The organism is Kitasatospora sp. NBC_00070, from assembly GCF_045041205.1.
Lineage (GTDB): Bacteria > Actinomycetota > Actinomycetes > Streptomycetales > Streptomycetaceae > Kitasatospora.
Genome location: NZ_CP108247.1, coordinates 3,402,576 through 3,423,543, shown reverse-complemented (window position 1 = coordinate 3,423,543; position 20,968 = coordinate 3,402,576). Strand labels below are relative to the sequence as shown.

Sequence of the window (20,968 nt, the reverse complement as noted above, 5' to 3'; positions counted from 1 at the left end):
AGCCGGAAAGCGAATCGGCGCCGATGGTGACCAGCCCCGCCGGGGCAGGCGCCACACCCCGAAGGGAGCCCACCATGGCTGACAACATCACCCCCGCGAACGACCAGTTCGACATCGAGATCGAGGAGCTGGACAGCGTCAACGCCGGCGTCTCCGTCAGCTCGCTGGCCTGCGCCGCCTGCCCGGTCTCGAGCTTCAGCTCGGTGTCCAACGCCGCGGCCGAGGTCGCTGCCGAGTAATTCGGGTCCTGTGCCGCGGTGAGCCCGCCCCCGGGTGGGGTCACCGCGGCACCCTGCTTCCCCCGCATTCCACCCCCCATCGGGCCAGCCAGTGAAGGAGAGCCGGGCCATGGAGAACCTCCGGCAGGAGCTGACGCGGTTCATCCAGCAGCCCGCCGCCCAGCAGGACCCGCCCGCGCTCTACCGCCGCCTGCTGGCCGAGGCGCCGGTGCTCGACCTCGGCCGGGTGCACGTCGTCTCCGGCTACCAGGAGATCATCACCGTCCTGATGCACCCGGGGACGGCCGTCGACCCGACCACCGTCGGTCTGCCCAGGGCCGGTTCGACCGCCCTGGCCCGGATCGTCAACCGGATGCTCCCGATGCGCGACGGCGCCGACCACACCAGGCTCAAGCGCCTCGCCACCACCGCCTTCAGCGCCCGCCGCCTGGAGCAGATGCGCACCCGGATCGAGAACACGACCACCCGGACCCTGGAACCCCTGCTTGCGGCAGGGGAGTTCGACGTGGTCGCCGATCTCGCCGTGCCACTGCCGGTGGCGGTCTCCTGCGCGATCCTCGACATCCCCGACTCCGAACAGGAACGGGTCACCGGCTGGGCCGGTCTGATGGCCCGCTCGCTGCTCGACGACTTCGGCAGCCAGGACGCCCCGGCCGATCCGGCCCGGATCGCCGAACTGGATGCCGAGTTCGAGGAGTTCCGCAGCTACGTCGAGGAGCTCTGCGCCGCCCGCGCCGCCGCTCCCGGCGACGACCTGATCAGCCGGCTCACCGTGGCCCGGGGCGAGGGCCGGCTGGACGACGAGGACCTGCTCGCCTTCGTGGTCATGCTGCTCGCCAACGGACTCGAGACGCTGACCTCCGGACTGGCCCTGGCCGTCTGGCAGTTGCTGCGCTCCCCGGACCTCGCCGAACTGATCCGAAGCCGGCCCGACCGGGCCGAAGCGGTGTTCGACGAGGCCCAGCGGCTCGGCAGCCCGGTGCGCGCCAGTGCGCGCGCCCTCACCCACGAGATCACCCTCGGCGACACCGTCGTCCCGGCCGGCCGGGTCGCGCTGCTGCTGTACGCGGCCGCCAACCGGGACCCGCGCCGGTTCGCCGACCCGGACGTCTTCGACCCGGGCCGGGCCGAGACGCGTCACCTCGCCTTCGGCCACGGCCCGCACCACTGCCTGGGCGCACCGCTCTCCCTGATGGCGGGCGCCGCCGTGCTGCGCGGTCTGGCGGAGGCGGGCCGGACCCGCGAGCTGAGCACCCCGCTGACCGAGCGGACCGTGCCGTGGAGCACCCAGTTCGTCTTCGGCGGCATGCGCGAACTGCCGCTGCGGTGCCCGTCGAAGGCGACGGAGCCGGCCGCCCTGGTGGGGGCGGCACAGCCATGAGCGGTACAGCCACCAGAACGCGGACACCGGAGAGCGGGGAGAACGTGACCGTCGCGACCAGGCCGAACGGCCCGGAGACCGAGCAGCCGACCGTGGGCCCGAAGGAGACCACCGCCGTCGCGGCGGCCCGGGCCGCCGCAGTCCTGGAGCCCGGGCTGGACCGCCCGGTGGGACTGGTCGGTGCCCGGCTCCGGGTCGCCGCCGCCGCGCTGCTGCTCGCGGTCGGCGCGGGTGCCGGCTGGGCGGTGTTCGGTTCGCTGCCGCACACGCTCGCGCTGCCCGCGGTGCTCGCGCACGGTCCGGCTCCGGAGACCGTCCGGGCCGACCAGGCGGGCGCGCTGCTCTCCTACCGGATCGGCACCGGTGCCCTGGTGACCCAGGGTCAGCCGATCGCGGTGCTCCGGACACCGGCGGGCGAAGAGCTCGTTGTCCGGGCGCCGTCCGCCGGCACGGTCACCGCCCTGCTCGCCACCCCGGGCGGCGCGATCGCCCCCGGTGCGGGTCTCGTCACGCTGGACTCGGCCCGACTCCCGCAGACCGTACGGATCTTCGCGACCTCGGTGCAGGACGCCGGGCAGCTGGTGCCAGGACGGACGGTGCTGGTGCCGGTGCCCGGGGTGGGGACCGTCCGGGCCACCGTCACCACGGCCGACGCCCTGCCGGTCCGGGCCGACTCGCTGGACGGTACCTTCACCGTGCCGCTGCCCGGTCTGCCGACCGGGTCGGCCCCGGTGTGGACGGCCTACGCGAGCATCCCGGCCGCCGTCGGGCAGCTGCGCGGCCCGCTGCCGCTGACCGTTTCGGTCGACCTGGGTGCCAGGCACCCGTACCAGGCCGTGTTCGGATCGGGGGCCGGGCGATGAGCCTCGACGTCCGCGAGACGGCGGCCCCGGCGGCGGAGCAGCCGCAGCCGGCGAAGCAGCCGAAGGGGACGCCACCGCCCACCGCGCGCAAGCCGCGCCGCCACCTGCGGACACCGGTGGTGCCACAGATGGAGGAGCAGGACTGCGGCGCGGCCTGCCTGGCCGTGGTGCTGGGCGCGTTCGGCCGCCGGGTGACGCTCCAGGAGGCCTCCCGGGCCTGCGGGGTGAGCCGGGACGGCGTCAGCGCGGCCGTGGTCGCCAAGGCGGCCGGCCGGTACGGGGTGATCGCCAAGGGACGGCGGGTAAACCGGACCGAGCAGAAGCTGCTCGGCCTGGAGAACCTCCAGGTCCCGTCGATGGTCCTGGTCACCGGCCCGCACTTCGCGATCTACGAGGGGATCAAGCGCGGCCGGGTGCACATCAACGACCCCTCGCTGGGCTCCTACTCGGCGACCCCGGCCGAGTTCTGGGACACCTTCTCCGGGATCGCGGTCGGCTTCGAACCCGGTCCCGACTTCGAGGCGGGCGGCCGACGCTTCCCGCTGCTGCGGGCGTTGACGGCACGGATGCGCGCGTTCGCCGGACCGCTGCTGCTGGCGGTGCTGCTGTCCGTGACGCTGGCGGTGCCGGGGGTCGCGGCGGCCTTCCTGCTACGGGCCTACCTCCGCTCGGTGGTGATCGGCGGCTCGACCTCCTGGGCGGTGCCGCTGGCGCTCGCCGCGGGTGCCGTGGCCGGCACGGTGCTGCTCGGCACCTGGCTCCAACAGACCCTGGTCAACCGGGTGTTGGAGGCGATGGCGGCCCGCGCCTCGGCCGGGTTCCTGTGGCGGCTGCTCCGGCTGCCCGGATCGTTCTTCCACCGTCGCCAGTTGGGCGGTCTGGTCACCCGGGTGCAGATGAACGACGGCCTGGCGATGCTGCTCTCGCACCGGGTGGCGGCCGCCTCCGCCTCGGCGGCGGCCGCCGCCGTGCACCTGGCGGCGTTGGTCTGGCTGGAGCCACGGCTGGCCGCGGTGCCGGTCGTGGTGGCGGTGCTGGACCTGCTGGCGCTGCGGGTCGCGGACCGGCGGCGCGGCGGTCTGGTGCACCGGCTGCACGCGGAGCAGTACAAGCGGGACGGGGTCGCGTTCGCCGGTGTGTCGGCGATCGAGACACTGAAGGCGGAGGGTGCGGAGGACTCGTTCTTCCGGTCCTGGGCGGGCTGGCAGGCCCGTGCCATGGAGACCGGCCAGCGGGTCACCACGGCGGTGATCGTGCCGCTCTCGCTGCCCGGCGCGCTGAACGCCGCGGCCACCGCGACCGTGGTGGTGGTCGGCGCCTCGATGCTGCTCGGCGGCTCGCTCTCGGTCGGCACCCTGCTCGCCTTCCTGCTGCTGCTGAACGGATTCCTCTCGCCGGTCGGACAACTGGTCGGCGCGGCCTCGGAGTTCACCATCGCCCGGGCGCAGAACGCGCTGCTGGAGGATGTCGAGAGCACCGAGCCCGACCCGTACCTCACCCCGGTCCTGGACGCCCCGGCCGACGACGCCGACGGTCTCCGGACTGCGCCCCGGCTGAGCGGTGAACTGGAGCTGCGCGACGTCGAGTTCGGCTACGACCCGAACCGGCCGCCCACGCTGACCGGCATCTCGCTGCACATCCGCCCGGGGGAGTGGGTGGCCGTGATCGGCGGCAGCGGCAGCGGCAAGTCCACGGTGGCCAGGCTGGCGGCTGGGGTACTGCGCCCCTGGTCCGGCCAGGTGCTGCTGGACGGCCGGCCCCGGGACGACTGGCACCGCTCGGTGGTGACCGGTCAGGTCGCCTACGTGGAACAGCAGTTGCGGCTCTTCGAGGGGAGCGTCCGGGAGAACCTGACGCTCTGGAACCCGGCCGCCGACGAGGACGCCCTGCGGCGCGCGCTGGACGACGCCGAGGTCGTCGAACTGGTGACCCGACGCGGCGGTTTGGACGCCGGGCGGATCGACGAGGACGCCCGCAACCTCTCCGGCGGTGAGCGCCAGCGGCTCGAACTGGCCCGCGCGCTCGCCCTCGACCCGGCCCTGCTGGTGCTGGACGAGGCCACCTCCGCGCTGGACGCGCACACCGAGGCGGCCGTCAACGAGCACCTGCGGCGCCGGGGCACCACCTGCCTGGTGCTGGCCCACCGGCTGAGCACCATCCAGGCCGCCGACCGGGTGGTCGTGCTGGCCGGTGGCCGGATCGTCCAGCAGGGCGCCCCCGCCGAACTCGCCGCCGTCCCGGGCCCGTACCGGATGCTGCTGGCCGAGAAGACCGAGACCACGAAGACCAAGGACACCGAGACCGAGAAGGAGGGGAAGTCATGACCGCCACGGCCACCGCCGAGGCCAACCGGGCCGCGCTCGCCGCAGCCGTCGGCGTGCTGCACGTCGGCCGGGGCGGACGACCGGTGGCCCCGGTGGCCGCCGGAGACCCGGCCGAGCAGGCGCAGGCCGCCCTGGCCGCGCTGGGCGCGGTCCCGCAGGGGGCCGAACTCCCGCCCGCCGCCCGCAAGTCCCGCGACCCGCTGACCGCGCTGCTGCGGTCGGCCGAGGTGCGGTACCGGCCGGTGACCCTGCCGACCGGGGCGGACGGACACGGCGATCCGGCCGGTACGGCCGGGCCGATGGTGGGGTTCGCGGCGGCGGACGGCCGACCGGTCGCGCTGGTGCCGCGACCGGCGGGTGGCCACCGCCGGTACGACCCGGCCGATCCGTCGGGGCGGGTCCCCGTGGCACTCCAGGACAGGGCGCTGCTGCTCTACCTGCCGCTGCCCACGGGCGACCTCGGCCCGGCCGACCTGGCCCGGTTCGTGCTCCGGGTGCCCGGGGCCCGGCGGGACCTGGGGCGGCTGACCGCAGCCGGCCTGGGGGCGGCGCTGCTCGGACTGATGGTGCCGCTGAGCGCGGGTGTGCTGATGCCGCAGTTGCTGGCGGCCGACCGGCACCCGGTGCGCTGGCTGACCCTGCTGCTGGGGTCGGCGGTGCTGGCGGCCTGGCTGCTGGTGATCGTCCGGAACACCGCCGCCGTCCGGCTCACCGGGCGGGTGCAGAGCGCGTTGGAACCGGCTGTCTGGGACCGTCTGCTCGGTCACGACGCCCGGTTCTTCCGCGACTACACCACGGGTGACCTGGTGCACCGTGCCAACGCGGTGGCCCAGGCCCGGGCCGCGCTGTCCGAGGTGCTGGTCAGCGCGGTGCTGGGGGCGGTGTTCGCCACCTCGGGACTCACCGTCCTGCTGCTGGTGGACGCCTGGCTCGGCGGGCTGCTGCTGCTCGCCGTGCTGGTGGTGACCGGGCTGCTGCTGTTGCTCGGTCGCCGCCGCCAGCGCCACGAGAGCACCGTGTTCGAGCTGCACGGACAGCTGAACGGCGTGCTGTACGGGCTGCTGCTCGGGATCGACAAGATCCAGACGGCGGGCCGGGAGATCCAGGCCTTCGCCCGCTGGGCGGTGCCGTTCGCCGCCCAGAAGCGGGCGGACGCGGCGGCCCAGCGGGCCGACGCGGCGGCCGGCGCCCTCACCGCGGGACTGCAACCGCTGCTGCTGGCGGTGCTGTTGGCGGGGGCGGTGCTGGACGGGTCGACCCCGTCCGGGCACCTGATGGCGGCCGGGGTGGCGGCCGGTCAGGTCGCGGCGGCGCTCGGCCAGGTCACCCACGCGGCGGCCAGTGCCTACGGCATCGCACCGGTGCTCGACCGGATCCGCCCGATCCTGGCCGAGGTCCACCCGGCCGAGGGGAACCGGCAGTTGACCGACCCGGGGGAACTCCGCGGCTCGGTCGCGCTGGACCGGGTGACCTTCCGCTACCCCGGCAGCGCCGCGCCGGTGCTGGACGGGGTGTCGCTGCACGCCGCGCCCGGCGAACTGGTGGCGGTGGTCGGCCCGTCCGGCGCCGGCAAGTCCACCCTGGTGCGCCTGCTGCTCGGCTTCGAGACGCCCGGGTCCGGCACCGTCCGCTACGACGGCCAGGACCTGGCCGGGCTGGACGCCCGACTGGTCCGGCGCCGGCTGGGCGTGGTGCTCCAGCACGGCCGGATGCTGCGCGGCTCGCTGCTGGAGAACCTGGCCGGCAGCGACCCCGACGTGACCGAGGAGCAGGTCTGGAAGGCCGCCGAACTCGCCGGTATCGCCGACGAGTTGCGGGCCCTCCCGCTCGGCCTCGGCACCCGGGTGGGCGAGGACGCCCAGGGCTTCTCCGGTGGTCAGGTGCAGCGCCTGCTGCTGGCGCGCGCCCTGGTCCGGCGGCCCGCCGTCCTGCTGCTGGACGAGGCCACCTCCGCGCTGGACAACGCGACCCAGCTGCGGGTCGCCGAAGCCGTCGCGGGCCTCGACCGCACCCGGGTGGTGATCGCCCACCGACTCAGCACCATCCGTACCGCCGACCGGATCCACGTGCTCTCCGGCGGTCGGCTGACGGCCACCGGCAGCTATGACGAACTACTCGGCCACGACCCGCTGTTCACCCGACTCGCCCGACTCCAGGAGATGTGAGATGCCGCTCGACCTGCAGACCTGGCTCCGCCCCGTCGACGGTGCCTCCACCCCGCACACCGACGACCGCGCCGCCGCCGACCACGCCACCGAGGCCGGGGTGCTGCTTCCCGAACTGCCCAGGGGCGACGAACGGCTGCGGGCCGTGGTGACGGCCGCCGCCTCGTTCGCCGACCGGGCCGAGGCCCGGGCGGACGGCAGCACGTCGTTCGCCCCCGACCCGGACGAGGACCGCCGGGGCCGGACCGCCGCGGTGGACACCTGGCTGCGCCGGGCGGCCGGCGAGCACGGCGGCGCCGGTGCACTGCTGGACCACCTGGCCGAGACCGGCCGTCCGCTCGGCGACGGGCTGCGCTCGGTGGTGCTCGCCGATCCGTCGAACCTGCCCGACTGGGCGCTCGCGCTGGCGGTCTTCCTGCGCACGCTGCCGGTCGCGGCGAGTGCCGGGACCAGTGCCCCGGGCGCGCTCGGCGCCGCCTTCGCCGCCGCCGCGGACGAGTTGCTGCCGTACGGGACGGGCGGCATCCTCGGCGTCCCGGTCACCGACCGGGCCCGCGCCGATCTGGCCGGCACCCTGACCGGCCGGCTGGTCGAGGCGTGCAACCTGGCGTTCTGCCACGAGCTGCAGGCCACCACCGGCCGTCCGCGCGCCACCGACTGGGACGCCGCCGGTGGCCTGGACACCTCGCAGGAGGGCTGGCTGGCCCGGCTGGAGCGGCTGCCCGCGCTGGCCTACCTGGTCGGCACCGTCTGCCGGCAGTGGCAGCACGTGCAGACCGAGCTGTTCGCCCGGCTGGCGGCGGACCGCGCGCTGCTGGTCGAGCAGATGTGGGACGGTCAGGACCCGGGCCCGCTGGACAAGGTGCGCGGCGAGGCGGGCGACCGGCACGCCGGCGGCCGCTCGGTGTCGCTGCTGTACTTCGCGAACGACCGGGCGGTGGTCTACAAGCCCAAGGACATGCGGCACGCCGCCGCCTACCTGGACCTGTCGCGCCGCCTGAACGAGGAGCTGTCGCTGGACCTGCCGGTGCGCACCGTACTGATCCGCAGCGACCGGGGCGACGACGGCCACGCCGCCTCGCTGGCCGCCGACTGCGAGAGCGACTACGGCTGGGAGGAGCTGGTCCCGCACCGCCCCTGCGCCGACGCCGGCGGCTTCGCCCGGTTCTACCGCCGGCTCGGCATGACGATCCGTCTGGTGCAGCTGCTGGAGGGCCGTGACCTGTGGGCCGACAACCTGCTGGCGGACGGCGAGCACCCCGCGCTGATCGACCTGGAGTGCCTGCTCTACCCCCGGGTGCAGACCCCGCCGACCATCAGTGCCGAACAGCACGGTCTGCTGGACGACCTGGAGTCCACCGTGGTGCGGACCGCGATGGCCTTCCAGCCCTGGACCCCGGCCAAGCAGAGCGGCGCGCTGGACATCGGCTGCCTGTCCCGGATCGGCAGCCTGGAGATCACCCCCGGGGTGCCCGCACTGCCGCTGCCGCCGTACCGGCCGGTGCACCTGGACGAGGCCGGGGCCACCGTCACCGCCGACCCGTGGGAGTACAGCGCCGAGCTGACCGAGGGCTACCGCGAGATGCACCGGACGCTGCACCGGCTGCGGGACGAACTCGCTTCTCCCGAGGGCCCGTTGGCTGGCTTCCGGGGCATCTGGGTGCGCTACATCTGGCGGCACACCTGGGACGGCTACAAGATCATCCGGGCCTCCACCAGCCCGCTCGCGCTGGACAGCGGCGCGACCCGCGAGACGGTGATCGCCGGTGCGCTGCAGGGTGCCATCACGGCGCTGGCCGGTGACCCCGGGCGCGGTGACCTGCTCGAGGTGGTGCTCGCCGAGCTCGACTCGTTCCGCCAGCTCGACATCCCGTTCTTCCGCTCGCTGACCTCCTCCACCTCGGTCTTCACCGCCGAGGGCCGGGAGATCCCGGGCCACTTCCGCAGCACCGGCTGGCAGCGCCTGCAGGACCGGGTCGCCGAGCTCGACGGCTTTGACCTGGAGGGCCACCTCGCCGTCCTCACCGGCTGCGTGGACGCCGCCCGGGGCGGCACCGAGCTGCCCGCACCGGCCCCCGTACGGTCCCGGATCCCCGGCAACGGGGAGCTGCTCGACCTCGCGGTGGGGATCGGCGACCAGATCCTCGCCGACCGGCGCGGCAACGGCTGGCTCGGCCAGAGCTGGTACCCCGGCAGCGGACTGCGGCAGGTCGAGGTGCTCGGCCTGGACCTGGTCAGCGGCACCCCCGGGCTGGCCGTGCTGTTCGCCGAACTCTGGGCCGCCACCGGCGAACCGAGGTTCCACCGGGCCGCCCACCACACCCTGACCGCCGCCGCCCGGCTGATCGACCCGGCCGCCCCGCGTGCGTTCGCCTTCGCCGCCGACAGCCGGCTGGCCGGTGGCGCACCCGTCCCCGGCGGGTTCGCCGGTCCCGGTGCGCTGATCCACGCCCTCGCCCGGGTCGGCACCCTGCTCGGCGAGCCCCAACTGGTCGCCTCCGCCCAGGCCCTGGTGCCCGGTACGGTCGCGGTCGCCGGCCCGGCGCCGACCCGTCCGGGCCGCCCGGCCCGGACGCCCAACCCGGACCTGCCGCTCGGCAGCGCCGGTCTGCTGCTCAACCTGCTCCGGCTGCGCCGGGTCACCGGCCCGGGCCACGCGCCGACCGACGACGGCATCCGGGCGCTGGCCGCCGCCGCGCTGGAGCAGCTGGACGCCGAGCCCGGCGGCGAGACCGAGGGCGAGGCCGAGAACGGCTTCCTCGACCTGGTGCCCGCCGGTCCCGACTCGATCGCCGCCGCGCTGGCCCGCACCGTGGCCGAGGCGCCCGCCCTGCTCGCGGCCCCCGAGGCGGTCCGCGAACGGCTGCGCGGCCACCGCTTCGCCACCGCGACCCGGGCCGGCCGGCTGGCCTGCCTGGACACCGCGGTCGCGCTCGGTGCCGGCACCGTCGACCCGGCCGAACTGGGCGCCCTCACCCCGCCGGTGAGTGCCCACCAGATCACCGGCCGGAGCACCCGCGACCTGGTCGCCACGGCCGGCGAGGCACTCACTGCCGCCGAGGCCGGGCTGCTGCACACCGTCTCCGATCCGCAGGACTCGCTGCTCCCCGGTCCGTTCTACGACGGCCGGGAGGCCGCCGCCCTGCTGGTCGGCGAGCTGATCGCGCGTCACCGGGCGACCGGGAGCTGGTACCCGGACCGGGCCGCCGACGACCGGATCAATCTCGGTGCGCTGGACGGCTCGGCCGCCGTCGGCCTGCTGCTGCTGCGCCTGCTCGACCCCGCCACCGCCCCGCTCGCCACGCTGCGCTGACCGCCGCCCGAGATCAGAGGTACCAGCCATGCCCAACACATCCGCGATCGGTTTCAAGCACCACTACACCCCTTACGTGGTGGACGGCGAGGCCGTCTACCTGGTCTCCGAGCGTGGCGTCTCGGTGGTGGACGGCGGGCTCGCCCAGACCCTCGCACCACTGCTGGACGGCACCCGCACGGCCGAGCAGATCGGCGAGGTGCTGCGCGACACGGTGCCCGCCGACAAGGTGCGGATCGCCGTCGACCGGCTCCGCGAGCGGGGCTACCTGGCCGACACCGGCCCGGTCGAGGACGCGGCCGGGGCCGCCTACTTCGAGATGGCCGGGTTGGACGGCGCCGCCGCGAGCACCGCGCTGCGCACCGCCCGGGCCAGGGTCGAGGTCTACGGCGACCTGGACCCGGCGCCCTTCCTGGCCGCGCTGGCCGCCGCCGGGGTGACGGTGGACCCGACCGCCGGGTTCACGGTCGCGCTGACCGAGGACTACCTGCACCCCGGCCTGGCCGAGCGCGACCGGGAGGCCCGGGAGAGCGGGCAGCCCTGGCTGCTGGCCCGTCCGGTCGGCTCGATCGTCTGGGTCGGCCCGGTGTTCGTGCCGGGTGAGGCCGACCAGGACGGGACCACCGGCTGCTGGGAGTGCCTGGCCCACCGGCTGTCCGCCAACCGCCAGTCGCTCAGCTACCTGCAGCACCGGCTGGGCCAGGACGGCCCGATCTCCACCGCCGGCGCCCACCTGGCGGCCACCCTCGGCACCGGTGTCCAGCTGGCCGCGCTGGAGGCGGCCAAGTGGCTGGCCGGGGTGCGCCCGGCCGAGCCGGTCGTGCTCACCCTGGACACCGTGCTGCTGGAGACCGAGCGGCACCGGCTGATCCGCCGTCCGCAGTGCCCGTCCTGCGGCGACGAAGGGCTGGTGGCGGCACGGCAGTCGGCCCCGGTGAGCTTCGAGCGCCGCCCGAAGGCGTACACCGCCGACGGCGGCCACCGGTCCGCCTCGCCGGAGGACATGCTGGACCGGTACAAGCCCCAACTCTCCCCGGTCACCGGCGTGGTGACCTCGCTGGTGCCGGCCGGGCGGACCCCCACCGGGCTGCGGGTGTACGTCTCCGGGCAGAACCTGTCCCGGCGCAGCGGCGACCTGCGCCAGCTCCGGACCGGGCTGCGCTCGGTCAGCTGCGGCAAGGGCCGCACCGACGTGCAGGCCAGGGCCAGTGCGCTCGGCGAGGCGATGGAGCGGTACTCCGGGGTCTTCCAGGGCGACGAGGCCCGCCGCACCGCCAGCTTCACCGAGCTGGGCGACGCCGCGATCCACCCCGCCGACTCGCTGCTCTACAGCGAGCGCCAGTTCGCCGAGCGGGGCCGGTGGAACGGCAAGCCCTCGATGTTCAACACCATCCCCGAGCGGTTCCGCGAGGACGACCGGATCGAGTGGTCCCCGGCCTGGTCGCTGACCGAGCAGCGGACCCGCTGGCTGCCCACCATGGCGCTGTACTACGGCTACCGGCACCACGACGGCTTCTTCGCGGCCGGTGACTCCAACGGCTGCGCGGCCGGCACCTCCTTCGAGGACGCCACCCTGCAGGGCTTCCTGGAGCTGGTCGAGCGGGACGCGGTGGCGCTCTGGTGGTACAACCGGGTGCAGCGGCCGGCCGTCGACCTGGACGCCTTCGGCGACCCGTACATCGACCAACTCCGCGACATCTACCGTGGGTTGAACCGTGAGATCTGGGCGCTCGACCTCACCTCGGACTTCGGCATCCCGGTGGTCGGCGCGTTCTCCCGGCGGACCGACAAGCCCGCCGAGGACATCCTGATCGCCTTCGGGGCACACCTCGACCCGCACATCGCGCTCACCCGGGCGCTCACCGAGATGAACCAGTTCCTCGGCCCGGTGGCGGGCGACGCGGACGGCACCGTGACCTACGCGGGCGCCGACCGGGAGCAGAAGGAGTGGTGGACCACCGCGACCGTGGCCAACCAGCCCTACCTGCTGCCCGACCCGGCGGCCGCGGCGGCCGGCCCGGCCCGCTGGGCGAAGCTGGCCGGCGACGACCTCGCCGACGACCTGGCGCTGGTCCAACGCCTGGTCGAGGAGCGCGGGATGGAGTTCCTGGTGCTCGACCAGACCCGCCCCGACATCGGTCTGCCGGTGGCCAAGGTGATCGTCCCGGGGATGCGGCACTTCTGGGCCAGGTTCGGACCCGGCCGGCTGTACGACGTGCCGGTGGCGCTGGGCTGGCTCGATACGCCCACCCCGGAGGAGGAGCTCAACCCGATCCCGATCTTCATCTGACGACGCCGGGCCGCCGCCCCTCGGCGGCGGCCCGTCCAGCCCGGAAAGAGGTACCCGATGACCGTGACCGAACAGCTGCCCCACGACCTCACCGCCGAGGGCGGGACGCCGCGCACGCTGCTGCGGCTGCGCCCGGAGGTGGAGGTGACCGCGCAGGGCGAGGACCTGGAGCTCAGCCACCCCTGGGGCCGTCAGCGCGTGCACGCGCTCGGCGCCGAAACCGTCCAGCGGCTCGCCGCACTCACCCGGACCCATCTCGACGTCGACGAACTCGCCGACGGCGGCAGGTTGTTCCACCTGCTGAGTCGGTTCCCCTACCTGGTCACCACGACCATCGCCGACCCGCTCGGCGAGCCGTTGGCGACCGCCGTACCGATCGCCCGGGCGGCCGGTCTGCCCGGCCTGGTCCGCCCGCCGGCCTCCGTGGTGCTGTCCCGGTTCGCCTACCTGCGCCGGCTGCCCGAGGAGCACGCCGGGGCGTGCGTGCTGGAGTCGCCGATGGCGCCGTTCCGGCTGACCCTGCACCAGCCGGCGGCGGGGGCGTTCGTCGCGGCGGTGACGGCCAACCGCTCGGTGGCGGAAGCAGCCATGCTGGCCGGGATCAGCCAGCCGGCCGGCCAGGCGCTGGCCGGGCTGCTGGCGGGCGCCGGGTTCCTGGACGACGGCGCGACCGGCGAGCCGCCGCTCTGGGACTTCCACGACCTGCTGTTCCACGCCCGCAGCCGCCCGGGCCGGCACGACTACCCGAGCGGCGGGGTGTTCGCGCACACCGACATCGCCCAACTCCCCGCGATCCCGGGCGTGGGGGCCCGGGAGGACGGCACCGGGATCGACCTGCCGGTACCGGACTGGGACGAGGTGCTGGCCCGTGACCCCGCGCTGAGCGAGGTGCTGGAGGGCCGCCGCTCGGTCCGCTCGTACGCCGAGACCCCGGTGACGCTGGCCCAGTTGGGCGAGCTGCTGTACCGGGTGGCCCGGGTCCGCCGGATCGTGCCGGGCGACCCGTCCGACCCGCACGGCTACGACATCGTGGACCGGCCCTACCCGGCCGGCGGCGCGACCGGTGAACTGGAGGTCTACCTCTCGGTGGTGCGCTGCGACGGCCTGGTGCCGGGCGTCTACCGCTACGACGCGGCGGCCCACCGCCTGCGGCCGCGGCCGTTCGCCGGGGCCGGCGACGAGGCGGCGTTCCGCGAGCTGATGACGGCGGCCTGGCGGGCCACCGGATGCGCGGTGGACCCGCAGGTGCTGCTGACCGTCACCTCCCGGTTCGGGCGGCTGTCCTGGAAGTACAGCCAGATCGCGTACGCGCTGACGCTCAAGCACGTCGGCGTGGTCTACCAGACGCTGTACCTGGTGGCCACCGCGATGGGGCTGGCGCCGTGCGGCCTCGGCTCGGGCGACACCGACGCGGCGGCCCGGGCACTCGGCCTGGACTGGACGGCGGAGTCCTCGGTCGGCGAGTTCCTGATCGGCAGCCGCCCGGCGGACGTGCCCCGCACGGCCCACGGCTTCAACGACATCGTGACGACCTCCCGCGCGAGTTGAGCGACGCCGACCTTTTGGCACGTGGTGCACCACCAGGGGCTCGGGGCTCTGCCGATGTGCGGCTCCGCCGCGTGGGCGACGCCGGCCCTTGCAAGGTGATCCGTGCGTAGGTGGTCAGGCACTTTCGCAGTGACCCGAGCGCCAGATCTCCTCGCAGTTCCCCGAGCCCCTGGACCGTAGACCCGGAGCGTCTGCAAACAGCGCAGCCCCGGGTCCATGTCTTCCGAACCGCGTGCCCAAAAGCCGATGCCCCGCCGTGGAGTGGCGGGGCATCGGCATGTCCGGTGGTGGCTCAGAGCCACCCGTGTTCGCGGGCGATCCGGATCGCGTCGCAGCGGTTCCGCCCGTGGGTCTTGGCGATCGCGGCCGAGACGTAGTTGCGCACCGTCCCCGGGGAGAGCGACAGCGCGGCCGCGACCTCGGTGATGGTGGCCCCGTCGGCCACGTGGCCGAGCACGGTCAGCTCACGCGGGGTGAGCGGCATCGCGGCCGGCCGGACCACGTCCGCGACCAGGCGGGGGTCGTACACCCGTCCGCCCCGGGCGAGTTCGCGGACCGCGGAGATCAGCGCCCCCGGCGGTACGTCCTTGAGCAGCACCCCGGCGACGCCGTCGGCGACCGCACGCTGCAGGTCGGAGGAGCGCGGTACCGCGATGAGCAGCAGGACGGCGGTGCCCGGTGCGCGGTCGCGGATCAGGGCGGCGGTGGCGGGTCCGCCGGGTCCGGGCAGATCCGGGTCGAGCACGGCGACGGTCGGCCTGGTCCGGGCGGCCTCGGCGGCGGCCTCCTCGGCGTTGGTCGACTCGGCGACCACGGCGAGGTCGGCCTCCCGGTCGAGCAGGGCGCCGAGCCCCGAACGGAACAGGTGGTGTCCGTCGGCGAGCAGGACGCTCACGGTGGGGGTCCCGGCGGAGGGGGCCGGGGCCGAACGGTACGGGGGGTGGTCCAGGAGGGTGATCATCCGGCTACCTCGGTGGCGTTGAAGTGTCGGGCGAACGGTCGGGCGGGGTGGTGTCGGTCGGCTCAGCCCCAGCCCCAGGTGCCCTGGGTGCCGGTGGGGATCGGGACCGGGGTGGTGGTGGCGGCGGGAGCGGGCAGGGGGGCCGGCTGGCCTGCGGTGGCCAGGTCGCCGGGGGCACCGTCGGCCGTCAGGACGACGGCGGTCGGGGCCGGGCTCGCCAGCTGGACGGCGGCGGCGGTACCGGTCAGGACGCTGAAACCCAGGGCGACAATCGTGATAAAACGGACCTTCTGCGTCATGGGGGTGCCCGATCCTCTCGCGTTTCGTTGAGCCCCGGGCTGCTTCCGGGGATCCGTGGTGCGCGGCGGCGGTCCGTACCGGGCCCCTGAGGGGCTGCTGTCCCGGTGTTCCGGTCCGTCGTTCTTGCCGACACCATGAGAGTGGCCGCCCGAGGTGGTCCCTGTCAGCACCCGGAGCTGGCACCACAGTGCCGTGACACTCTGAGGCCAGCTCGGGTCAGTTGGTGCCAGGGCCGGGAAACCCGCTCTGACCGGCCAGGATGCCGTCAGGGGTGGCTGGGCAGCTCGTGCAGGCCGAGCGCGATCCGGGCGTCCGCCTCGCAGTGCAGAAGGTGCCAGCCGCTCAGGACGCCGCCGCTGCTGGTCAGTTCGTGCCAGGCGTCGCGCAGCCCGTCCTCGGCGTCCAGCAGATTGCCGGCCGCCACGAAGACCACCGCGTCCAACTGCTGCGGCGTCACCCGGATCCGTGCGTGGCTCAGCCGGGCCGGTCCTCGGAGCCCACGCTCCAGACCGTCCCGCACGACCGGTGCCACCGGGGCACCGGACGGTCGGCCGCCGGGCGTCTCCAGGTGGGCGCGAATCGCATACACACCTGCAAGCGTGCGGCACCGGCGGCGCACCGACCGGCAGTTTCCGGTGGCATGTCGACGCCTGGCAGCAACATGTCGCGGGTCCCCCGACCCGGTACGGGGGATTCCGCCACCGGGACCCCGCCGGATGCCCGTCCTTCACGGTTCGTCCATCGGACCCCCGCGATTGTCCGTAAGACTGTTCTATGTTCCTTCTCGTGACGGTACGCTGACCGCCTGTCAGGGACTGCGGAAGATCGACCGGTTCGATTCCGGTCACGGGGAGGGTGTGATGTGGTCCGCACTTCTGGTGACGGGGCGTTGACCGACTCCCAGCCGATGGGTCTCGACCCGTTCGGCGAAGCGGTGTACCGGACGATGCTGCTCCATCCCGAGCTGGACACCCAGGGCATCGCCGACCGGCTGGAGGCGCGCGAGCCCGAGGTCAGGGCCGCGCTCGACCACCTGGCCGACCTGGCGCTCACCAGGCCCACCGGTGCCGAGGACCGCTGGCGCGCCGTCAACCCGGAGCTCGGGCTGGCCACGCTGCTGGCCCGGCAGGAGGCCGAGGCGGCCCGCCGCCAGCAGGAGATCGAGCGCAGCCGGGCCGCGATGGCCGGTCTGATGGCCGAGTACGCGAGCGTCCGCGCCCCCAGCAGCCAGTCGGGGGTGGAGCTGATCGCCGACCTCGGCGAGGTCCGCGGCCGACTGGTCCAACTCGCCTCCGACGCAACGGCCGAGGTGCTCGCGCTGGCGCCCGGCGGCCCGCAGCCGCCGCAGGTGATGGAGGCCAGCCGGGCCCTCGACCTGGAGACCCTGGAGCGCGGCGTCCGGATGCGCACCATCTACCAGGACAGCGTCCGCAACGACCCCGCCACCGTGCAGTACGCCCGCTGGCTGCACGGTCTGGGCGGCGCCGTCCGGACCACGCCCACCCTGCCGCTGCGGATGATCCTGGTCGACAACGCCACGGCCATCGTCCCGATCGACCCGGAGGACCCGCGCAAGGGTGCGGTCCTGCTGCACAGCCCCGGCGTGATCGCCGCCCTGCGCGCCCTGTTCGAGCAACTCTGGGACCAGGCCCGCACCTTGGGCGAGACGGTGCAACGTGATCCGCACGGTCTCACCGCGCAGGAGCGGGAGCTGCTCCGGCTGCTGGCCGAGGGGCTCACCGACGAGCGGGCCGGCCAGCGGCTCGGCGTCTCGCTGCGCACCGTCCGCCGGATGATGGCCGACCTGATGGTCCGGGTGGACGCCCGCAGCCGCTTCCAGGCCGGCATCCAGGTCGCCGCCCTCGGTTGGCTCGGCGAGACCACCTCGCGCTGACGTCCGGCCACTTCCGGCCACCCGCACCGAGGTTGGCGGATTCCGGATGTCGTACGGTGGGGCGACTGAGCACGGTGGGGCCCGGGCGCGCGGGGAGCGGCCGAGGGTCGAAGGGGGCGACGGGGATGTCGGACGAGGTGGGCGGCGGCCCGGAGCGCGGCGAACAGCGGGTCACCTGGGCGGAGTTGTTCTTCGACCTGGTGTGGGTCTTCGCCATCACCCAGATCGCGGTGGCACTCGCGCACGCGCACTCGCTGCTGGACGTGGCACTCGCGATCATGCTCTTCCTGCCGCTCTGGATGGGCTGGGTCGGCGCGGCCCTGCTGGGCAACGCGACGGGCGAGAGCCTGGACGGGGTGCCCGGGCGGCTGTTGGTGTTCGCGCTCGCGGCCTGCGGACTGGGGATGAGCGTGGCGGTCCCGGACGCACTGGGGGAGCGGGGCCTGCTGTTCGGCGTCTGCTACCTGCTGATGCGGCTGATCCTGTGGCAGCGGATGCGGCAGTGGCCGACCTTCGGCGGGCTGCGGATCGAGCCGTTCTCGGTCAGCCTGCTGGTCAGCGGGCCGCTGTTCCTGGCGGGCGCCCTGCTGGACGGCGGGCCGCGCCAGGTGTTGTGGGCGGCCGGCGCGGTGATCGAGGTGCTCGGCACGGCGCTGCTGGGCCGGCGGCTGGACCGGGCCAGGTTCGAGACCTCCCATCTGCCCGAGCGGTTCGGCCTGTTCGTCATCATGGCGCTCGGTGAGACGGTGATCGCCGCCGGCGGCCACCTCTCGGACGGGCACCTCGGCGCGGTCCCGCTGGCCACCCTGGGGGTGGCGTTCGTGCTGATCGTCCAGCTCTGGTGGACCTACTTCCACTACGGCGCCCCGGCGGCCCGGTACAGCCTGGACGTCGATCCGGTGCAGGCCAGGATCGTCCGGGACGTGTTCAGCTACGCCCACCTGGCATACGCGGTGGCGATCATCCTGATGGCGGTCGGACTGGAGGAGCTGCTCGCGCACCCGCTGCAACGGCCGCACGAGCTCGCGCAGTTCATGCTGGCGCCGGGCGCCGCGCTCTACCTGGCCGGGTTCTGCTACGCCCGCTGGCGGATGTTCGGCGCGGCGGCGGTGCCGCGTACGGCGGGGGTGCTGGCCTGCCTGGCCGTGGCGTCGGCCGCCTCGGCCGGGCCGCAACTGGTCACGGCGGTCCTGGTGGTGCTGGTGCTCGGCGCGGTCAACGGGGCGGAGGCGTTCATCGTGGAGACCGGCCGCCCGCTGCCGCTGCTCCGACTGCCGGGCCGCCGCCGGGTCACGGGGTAGCGCCCCCGGCGAGCAGCGCCTCGCCGAGCGGGGTGCGCAGGTAGAGCACGGTGCGGCCGGTCCGGTGCGAGACGGCCAGACCGGCCGCGCGGAGCGTGGTCAGGTGGTGCGAGACGGTCGGGGCCGGCATCCCGGTCCGGGCGGCGAGTTCGGTGGTGGAGGCGGGGGAGTCGAGCTCGGCGAGCAGTCCGGCCCGGGAGCGGCCGAGCAGGGCGGCCAGCGCGTCCGGGGCCCGGTCCCGGGGGCGCTCCCAGAGCGTGGCGATGCCGCGCGGCGGATAGACCAGGCCGGGCTGCCGGGGCGGGGTGCTCTGGGAGAACACACCGGGCCAGACGAAGACGGTGGGCACCAGCACCAGTCCCCGGCCGCCGTCCAGGGTGCGGGTGGCCTCGTAGTAGCGGTGCCTGACCCGCAGGGTGTCGTCGGACCAGCTGACCTGCGGGTGCAGTTCCGCGAACAGCTCGGCGGCACCGCCGTGGGCGATCGACCGGGCCCGGTACAGGATTTCCCCCTCGACCAGGCGGCGGATCCGGCTCCAGTGCGGTCGGAGGGCGACCTCCCAGTAGGCCAGGACCTGGTCCGCCAGCCGGGCCAGTTCGCCGGCCGGGTCCCGGTGCAGGGCGACCAGCGGCGCGGGCAGCGGACCGTCGAGCAGCGCCAGGTCGGCCCGGACGGTCTCCGCCGGAGTGGCCGTCAGGACGGCCAACTCCTGCTCCAGCGAGGGCGATTCGGTCTGCGGGACGGGCGTCAGGAAGCTCGGCACGTACAGCGTGGGGATCGGCACCAGGGCGAACAGCAGCGAGAGGTCCACGGCCGGCAGGGCGGCCCGGGTCTCGCGGGCCCAGCCCAGGTGCAGCGGTTTGCCGCCGGGGTCCTTGAGCGCCTCGACGCTGGTCACCACCTCCCAGAGCGGGGAGTGGCCGAACCGGGTCCTGGCCAGGTCCTGGGCGGAGAACTGCAGGGTGAGCACGGTCCGCCTCCGGACGATTCGAGCAGGACGAAATCTGTGGGCGCCCCGGGGCCGCGCTGACAGGGTCGGACCCGCGACCGGCACCCATTCCAGCAGACCGGTCAGCGTCCTGGATGAGGGGGCCGTCGGCCATGCGTACCTTGCGGAGATTGGGCCTGCCCCGAGTGGCGGGGAACGGCGGTCTGGTCGGGGCCGCCGTGATCGACAGCCTGGGCAGCGGACTGGTGCTCGCGTTCGTGCTGGTCTACTTCGCCCGCACCACCGAGCTCTCGCTGCCGGTGATCGGCGGGGCGCTCACGCTGGCCCGGCTGCTCGCGGTGCCGACGGCGGTGACGGTCGGTCCGCTGATCGACCGCTGGGGCGCCCGCGCCGTGGCGCTGGCGGGCAACCTGATCTCGGCGGCCGGGTACGCGGGCTTCCTGGTGAGCCATCAGGTCTGGCAGATCGTGGCGGCCGCCTGGCTGGCCCAGGTCGGCGCGGTGACCTACTGGACGTCCAGCACCGGCCTGGTGGTGCTGGCGGCGGACGGGTCGGAGCGGCCGCGCTGGTTCGCCATGCTGCACATGCTGCGCAACGTCGGCCTGGGGCTCGGCGGCGCGCTCGGCGCCTTCCTGGTCGGCCTCGGCGGCACCGCCGGACTGCGCGGGGTGGTGGCGGCCAACGCGGTCAGCTACCTGGTCGCCGTCCTGCTGCTGTGGCGCTGGCGCCCGGCGGTCCGGCCGTTCCCGGCCCGGGCCGCCGCCGGGGGCGGTTACCGGACGGTGCTCCGCGACCGGCGCTACCTGCTGCTGGTGGGGATCAACGTCTGCTTCGTCTTCGGCTCGCTGATCCTCAGCCTGCTGCTGGCCGTCTACATCACCGAGGGCCTGCACCGGGAGGCCTGGCTCGCCGGTGGGCTGCTGGTGCTGAACGGTGCTCAGGCCGCGCTCACCCAGACCGTGGTGAGCCGCTGGCTGGAGCGGTTCCGGCCGACCCGGGTGATCATCGCGGCCTGCGGGATCAACACGCTGGCCTTCGGCACCTTCGCGGTGCTGGCCCACGCCCCGGGCTGGGCGGTGCCGGCCGGTCTCTTCCTGGCCATGCTGGTCTACACCCTGGCGGAGACGGTGGCGACGCCGTTCGCCGAGGAGTTGAGCGTCGCGCTCGCCCCCGAGCAGCTGCGCGGCCGGTACCTGGCGGTCTATCAGCTCTCCTGGACCTTCGGCCAGACCGTGGCCCCCGCCCTGCTCACCCTGCTGCTGGCCGGCGGCTCCGGCCGGCCGTGGCTGTTCCTGATCGGCCTCAGCCTGCTGGCGGTGCCCGCCCTGCTGCTGCTGGAACGGCTGACCCCGGCCCGCCCGGCGGCCGCCGAGCTGGTCGCGGCGGCCTGAACGGGGACGGGCCCGGTACGGATGTTCCGTACCGGGCTCGCCGAGCGGT

At 74.6% G+C, this 20,968-nt stretch carries 15 protein-coding genes; 11 read left to right on the top strand and 4 right to left on the bottom strand.

Annotated elements, in window-relative coordinates; translation table 11 throughout:
- Positions 1–74: 74 nt before the first annotated feature.
- The 8 genes from OHV05_RS15885 (at position 75) to OHV05_RS15850 (ending at position 14,123) form a co-directional block, all read left to right on the top strand.
- The gene (locus tag OHV05_RS15885; protein ID WP_403038029.1) at positions 75–239 is read left to right on the top strand and encodes a thiocillin family RiPP; all 165 of its coding nucleotides are present in this window, start codon (positions 75–77) and stop codon (positions 237–239) included.
- A gap of 109 nt (positions 240–348) precedes the next feature.
- Positions 349–1,620, top strand: coding sequence for a cytochrome P450 (locus OHV05_RS15880; RefSeq protein ID WP_405018254.1), 1,272 nt, complete (start codon positions 349–351; stop codon positions 1,618–1,620).
- On the top strand, positions 1,617–2,483 hold the full coding sequence (locus OHV05_RS15875) for a hypothetical protein (RefSeq protein ID WP_405018253.1): 867 nt from the start codon (positions 1,617–1,619) through the stop codon (positions 2,481–2,483). Before OHV05_RS15880 ends, OHV05_RS15875 begins: the two co-directional genes overlap by 4 nt.
- The gene (locus OHV05_RS15870) at positions 2,480–4,807 is read left to right on the top strand and encodes an ATP-binding cassette domain-containing protein (RefSeq protein ID WP_405018252.1); all 2,328 of its coding nucleotides are present in this window, start codon (positions 2,480–2,482) and stop codon (positions 4,805–4,807) included. Before OHV05_RS15875 ends, OHV05_RS15870 begins: the two co-directional genes overlap by 4 nt.
- Positions 4,804–6,972 (top strand): ATP-binding cassette domain-containing protein, encoded by a 2,169-nt coding sequence (locus tag OHV05_RS15865; protein ID WP_405018251.1) that lies wholly within the window; start codon positions 4,804–4,806, stop codon positions 6,970–6,972. The genes OHV05_RS15870 and OHV05_RS15865 overlap by 4 nt, the downstream gene beginning before the upstream one ends.
- A 1-nt stretch (position 6,973) precedes the next feature.
- Positions 6,974–10,285, top strand: coding sequence for a DUF4135 domain-containing protein (locus OHV05_RS15860; RefSeq protein ID WP_405018250.1), 3,312 nt, complete (start codon positions 6,974–6,976; stop codon positions 10,283–10,285).
- A 28-nt stretch (positions 10,286–10,313) separates the two neighbouring features.
- Positions 10,314–12,575 (top strand): TOMM precursor leader peptide-binding protein, encoded by a 2,262-nt coding sequence (locus OHV05_RS15855; protein ID WP_405018249.1) that lies wholly within the window; start codon positions 10,314–10,316, stop codon positions 12,573–12,575.
- A gap of 57 nt (positions 12,576–12,632) precedes the next feature.
- Positions 12,633–14,123, top strand: coding sequence for a SagB family peptide dehydrogenase (locus OHV05_RS15850; RefSeq protein WP_405018248.1), 1,491 nt, complete (start codon positions 12,633–12,635; stop codon positions 14,121–14,123).
- Between the two features lie 292 nt (positions 14,124–14,415).
- On the opposite strand, the gene OHV05_RS15845 is transcribed toward OHV05_RS15850, so the two are convergent.
- The 3 genes from OHV05_RS15845 to OHV05_RS15835 all read right to left on the bottom strand — a co-directional run bounded on the left by OHV05_RS15845 (position 14,416) and on the right by OHV05_RS15835 (position 15,973).
- Entirely contained in the window at positions 14,416–15,084 is a 669-nt protein-coding gene (locus OHV05_RS15845) for a response regulator (RefSeq protein ID WP_403038053.1), read from the bottom strand.
- Positions 15,085–15,146: 62 nt separating this feature from the next.
- Positions 15,147–15,383, bottom strand: a complete 237-nt coding sequence (locus OHV05_RS15840; protein WP_405018247.1) for a hypothetical protein — start codon at positions 15,381–15,383, stop codon at positions 15,147–15,149.
- A gap of 266 nt (positions 15,384–15,649) precedes the next feature.
- The gene (locus OHV05_RS15835; RefSeq protein WP_403038058.1) at positions 15,650–15,973 is read right to left on the bottom strand and encodes a hypothetical protein; all 324 of its coding nucleotides are present in this window, start codon (positions 15,971–15,973) and stop codon (positions 15,650–15,652) included.
- A gap of 300 nt (positions 15,974–16,273) precedes the next feature.
- Here OHV05_RS15835 and OHV05_RS15830 point away from each other — a divergent pair, with 300 nt between their 5' ends.
- Positions 16,274–17,278, top strand: coding sequence for a LuxR C-terminal-related transcriptional regulator (locus tag OHV05_RS15830; RefSeq protein WP_405018246.1), 1,005 nt, complete (start codon positions 16,274–16,276; stop codon positions 17,276–17,278).
- A gap of 125 nt (positions 17,279–17,403) precedes the next feature.
- Positions 17,404–18,579 (top strand): low temperature requirement protein A, encoded by a 1,176-nt coding sequence (locus tag OHV05_RS15825; RefSeq protein WP_405018245.1) that lies wholly within the window; start codon positions 17,404–17,406, stop codon positions 18,577–18,579.
- Here OHV05_RS15825 and OHV05_RS15820 read toward each other — a convergent pair.
- Positions 18,569–19,549: a DUF5937 family protein gene (locus OHV05_RS15820; RefSeq protein ID WP_405018244.1), complete on the bottom strand. Its 981-nt coding sequence runs from the start codon at positions 19,547–19,549 to the stop codon at positions 18,569–18,571. The genes OHV05_RS15825 and OHV05_RS15820 overlap by 11 nt on opposite strands.
- Before the next feature lie 149 nt (positions 19,550–19,698).
- Between OHV05_RS15820 and OHV05_RS15815 the strand changes: the two genes are divergently transcribed.
- Positions 19,699–20,919, top strand: coding sequence for an MFS transporter (locus tag OHV05_RS15815; RefSeq protein WP_405018243.1), 1,221 nt, complete (start codon positions 19,699–19,701; stop codon positions 20,917–20,919).
- The last annotated feature ends 49 nt before the right edge of the window (positions 20,920–20,968 follow it).

Coding starts and splice junctions, on each gene's coding strand:
- OHV05_RS15825 (WP_405018245.1), top strand. CDS start 17,404: ATGTCGGACGAGGTGGGCGGCGGCCCGGAGCGCGGCGAACAGCGGGTC.
- OHV05_RS15875 (WP_405018253.1), top strand. CDS start 1,617: ATGAGCGGTACAGCCACCAGAACGCGGACACCGGAGAGCGGGGAGAAC.
- OHV05_RS15865 (WP_405018251.1), top strand. CDS start 4,804: ATGACCGCCACGGCCACCGCCGAGGCCAACCGGGCCGCGCTCGCCGCA.
- OHV05_RS15845 (WP_403038053.1), bottom strand. CDS start 15,084: ATGATCACCCTCCTGGACCACCCCCCGTACCGTTCGGCCCCGGCCCCC.
- OHV05_RS15855 (WP_405018249.1), top strand. CDS start 10,314: ATGCCCAACACATCCGCGATCGGTTTCAAGCACCACTACACCCCTTAC.
- OHV05_RS15860 (WP_405018250.1), top strand. CDS start 6,974: ATGCCGCTCGACCTGCAGACCTGGCTCCGCCCCGTCGACGGTGCCTCC.
- OHV05_RS15850 (WP_405018248.1), top strand. CDS start 12,633: ATGACCGTGACCGAACAGCTGCCCCACGACCTCACCGCCGAGGGCGGG.
- OHV05_RS15870 (WP_405018252.1), top strand. CDS start 2,480: ATGAGCCTCGACGTCCGCGAGACGGCGGCCCCGGCGGCGGAGCAGCCG.
- OHV05_RS15880 (WP_405018254.1), top strand. CDS start 349: ATGGAGAACCTCCGGCAGGAGCTGACGCGGTTCATCCAGCAGCCCGCC.
- OHV05_RS15885 (WP_403038029.1), top strand. CDS start 75: ATGGCTGACAACATCACCCCCGCGAACGACCAGTTCGACATCGAGATC.
- OHV05_RS15840 (WP_405018247.1), bottom strand. CDS start 15,383: ATGACGCAGAAGGTCCGTTTTATCACGATTGTCGCCCTGGGTTTCAGC.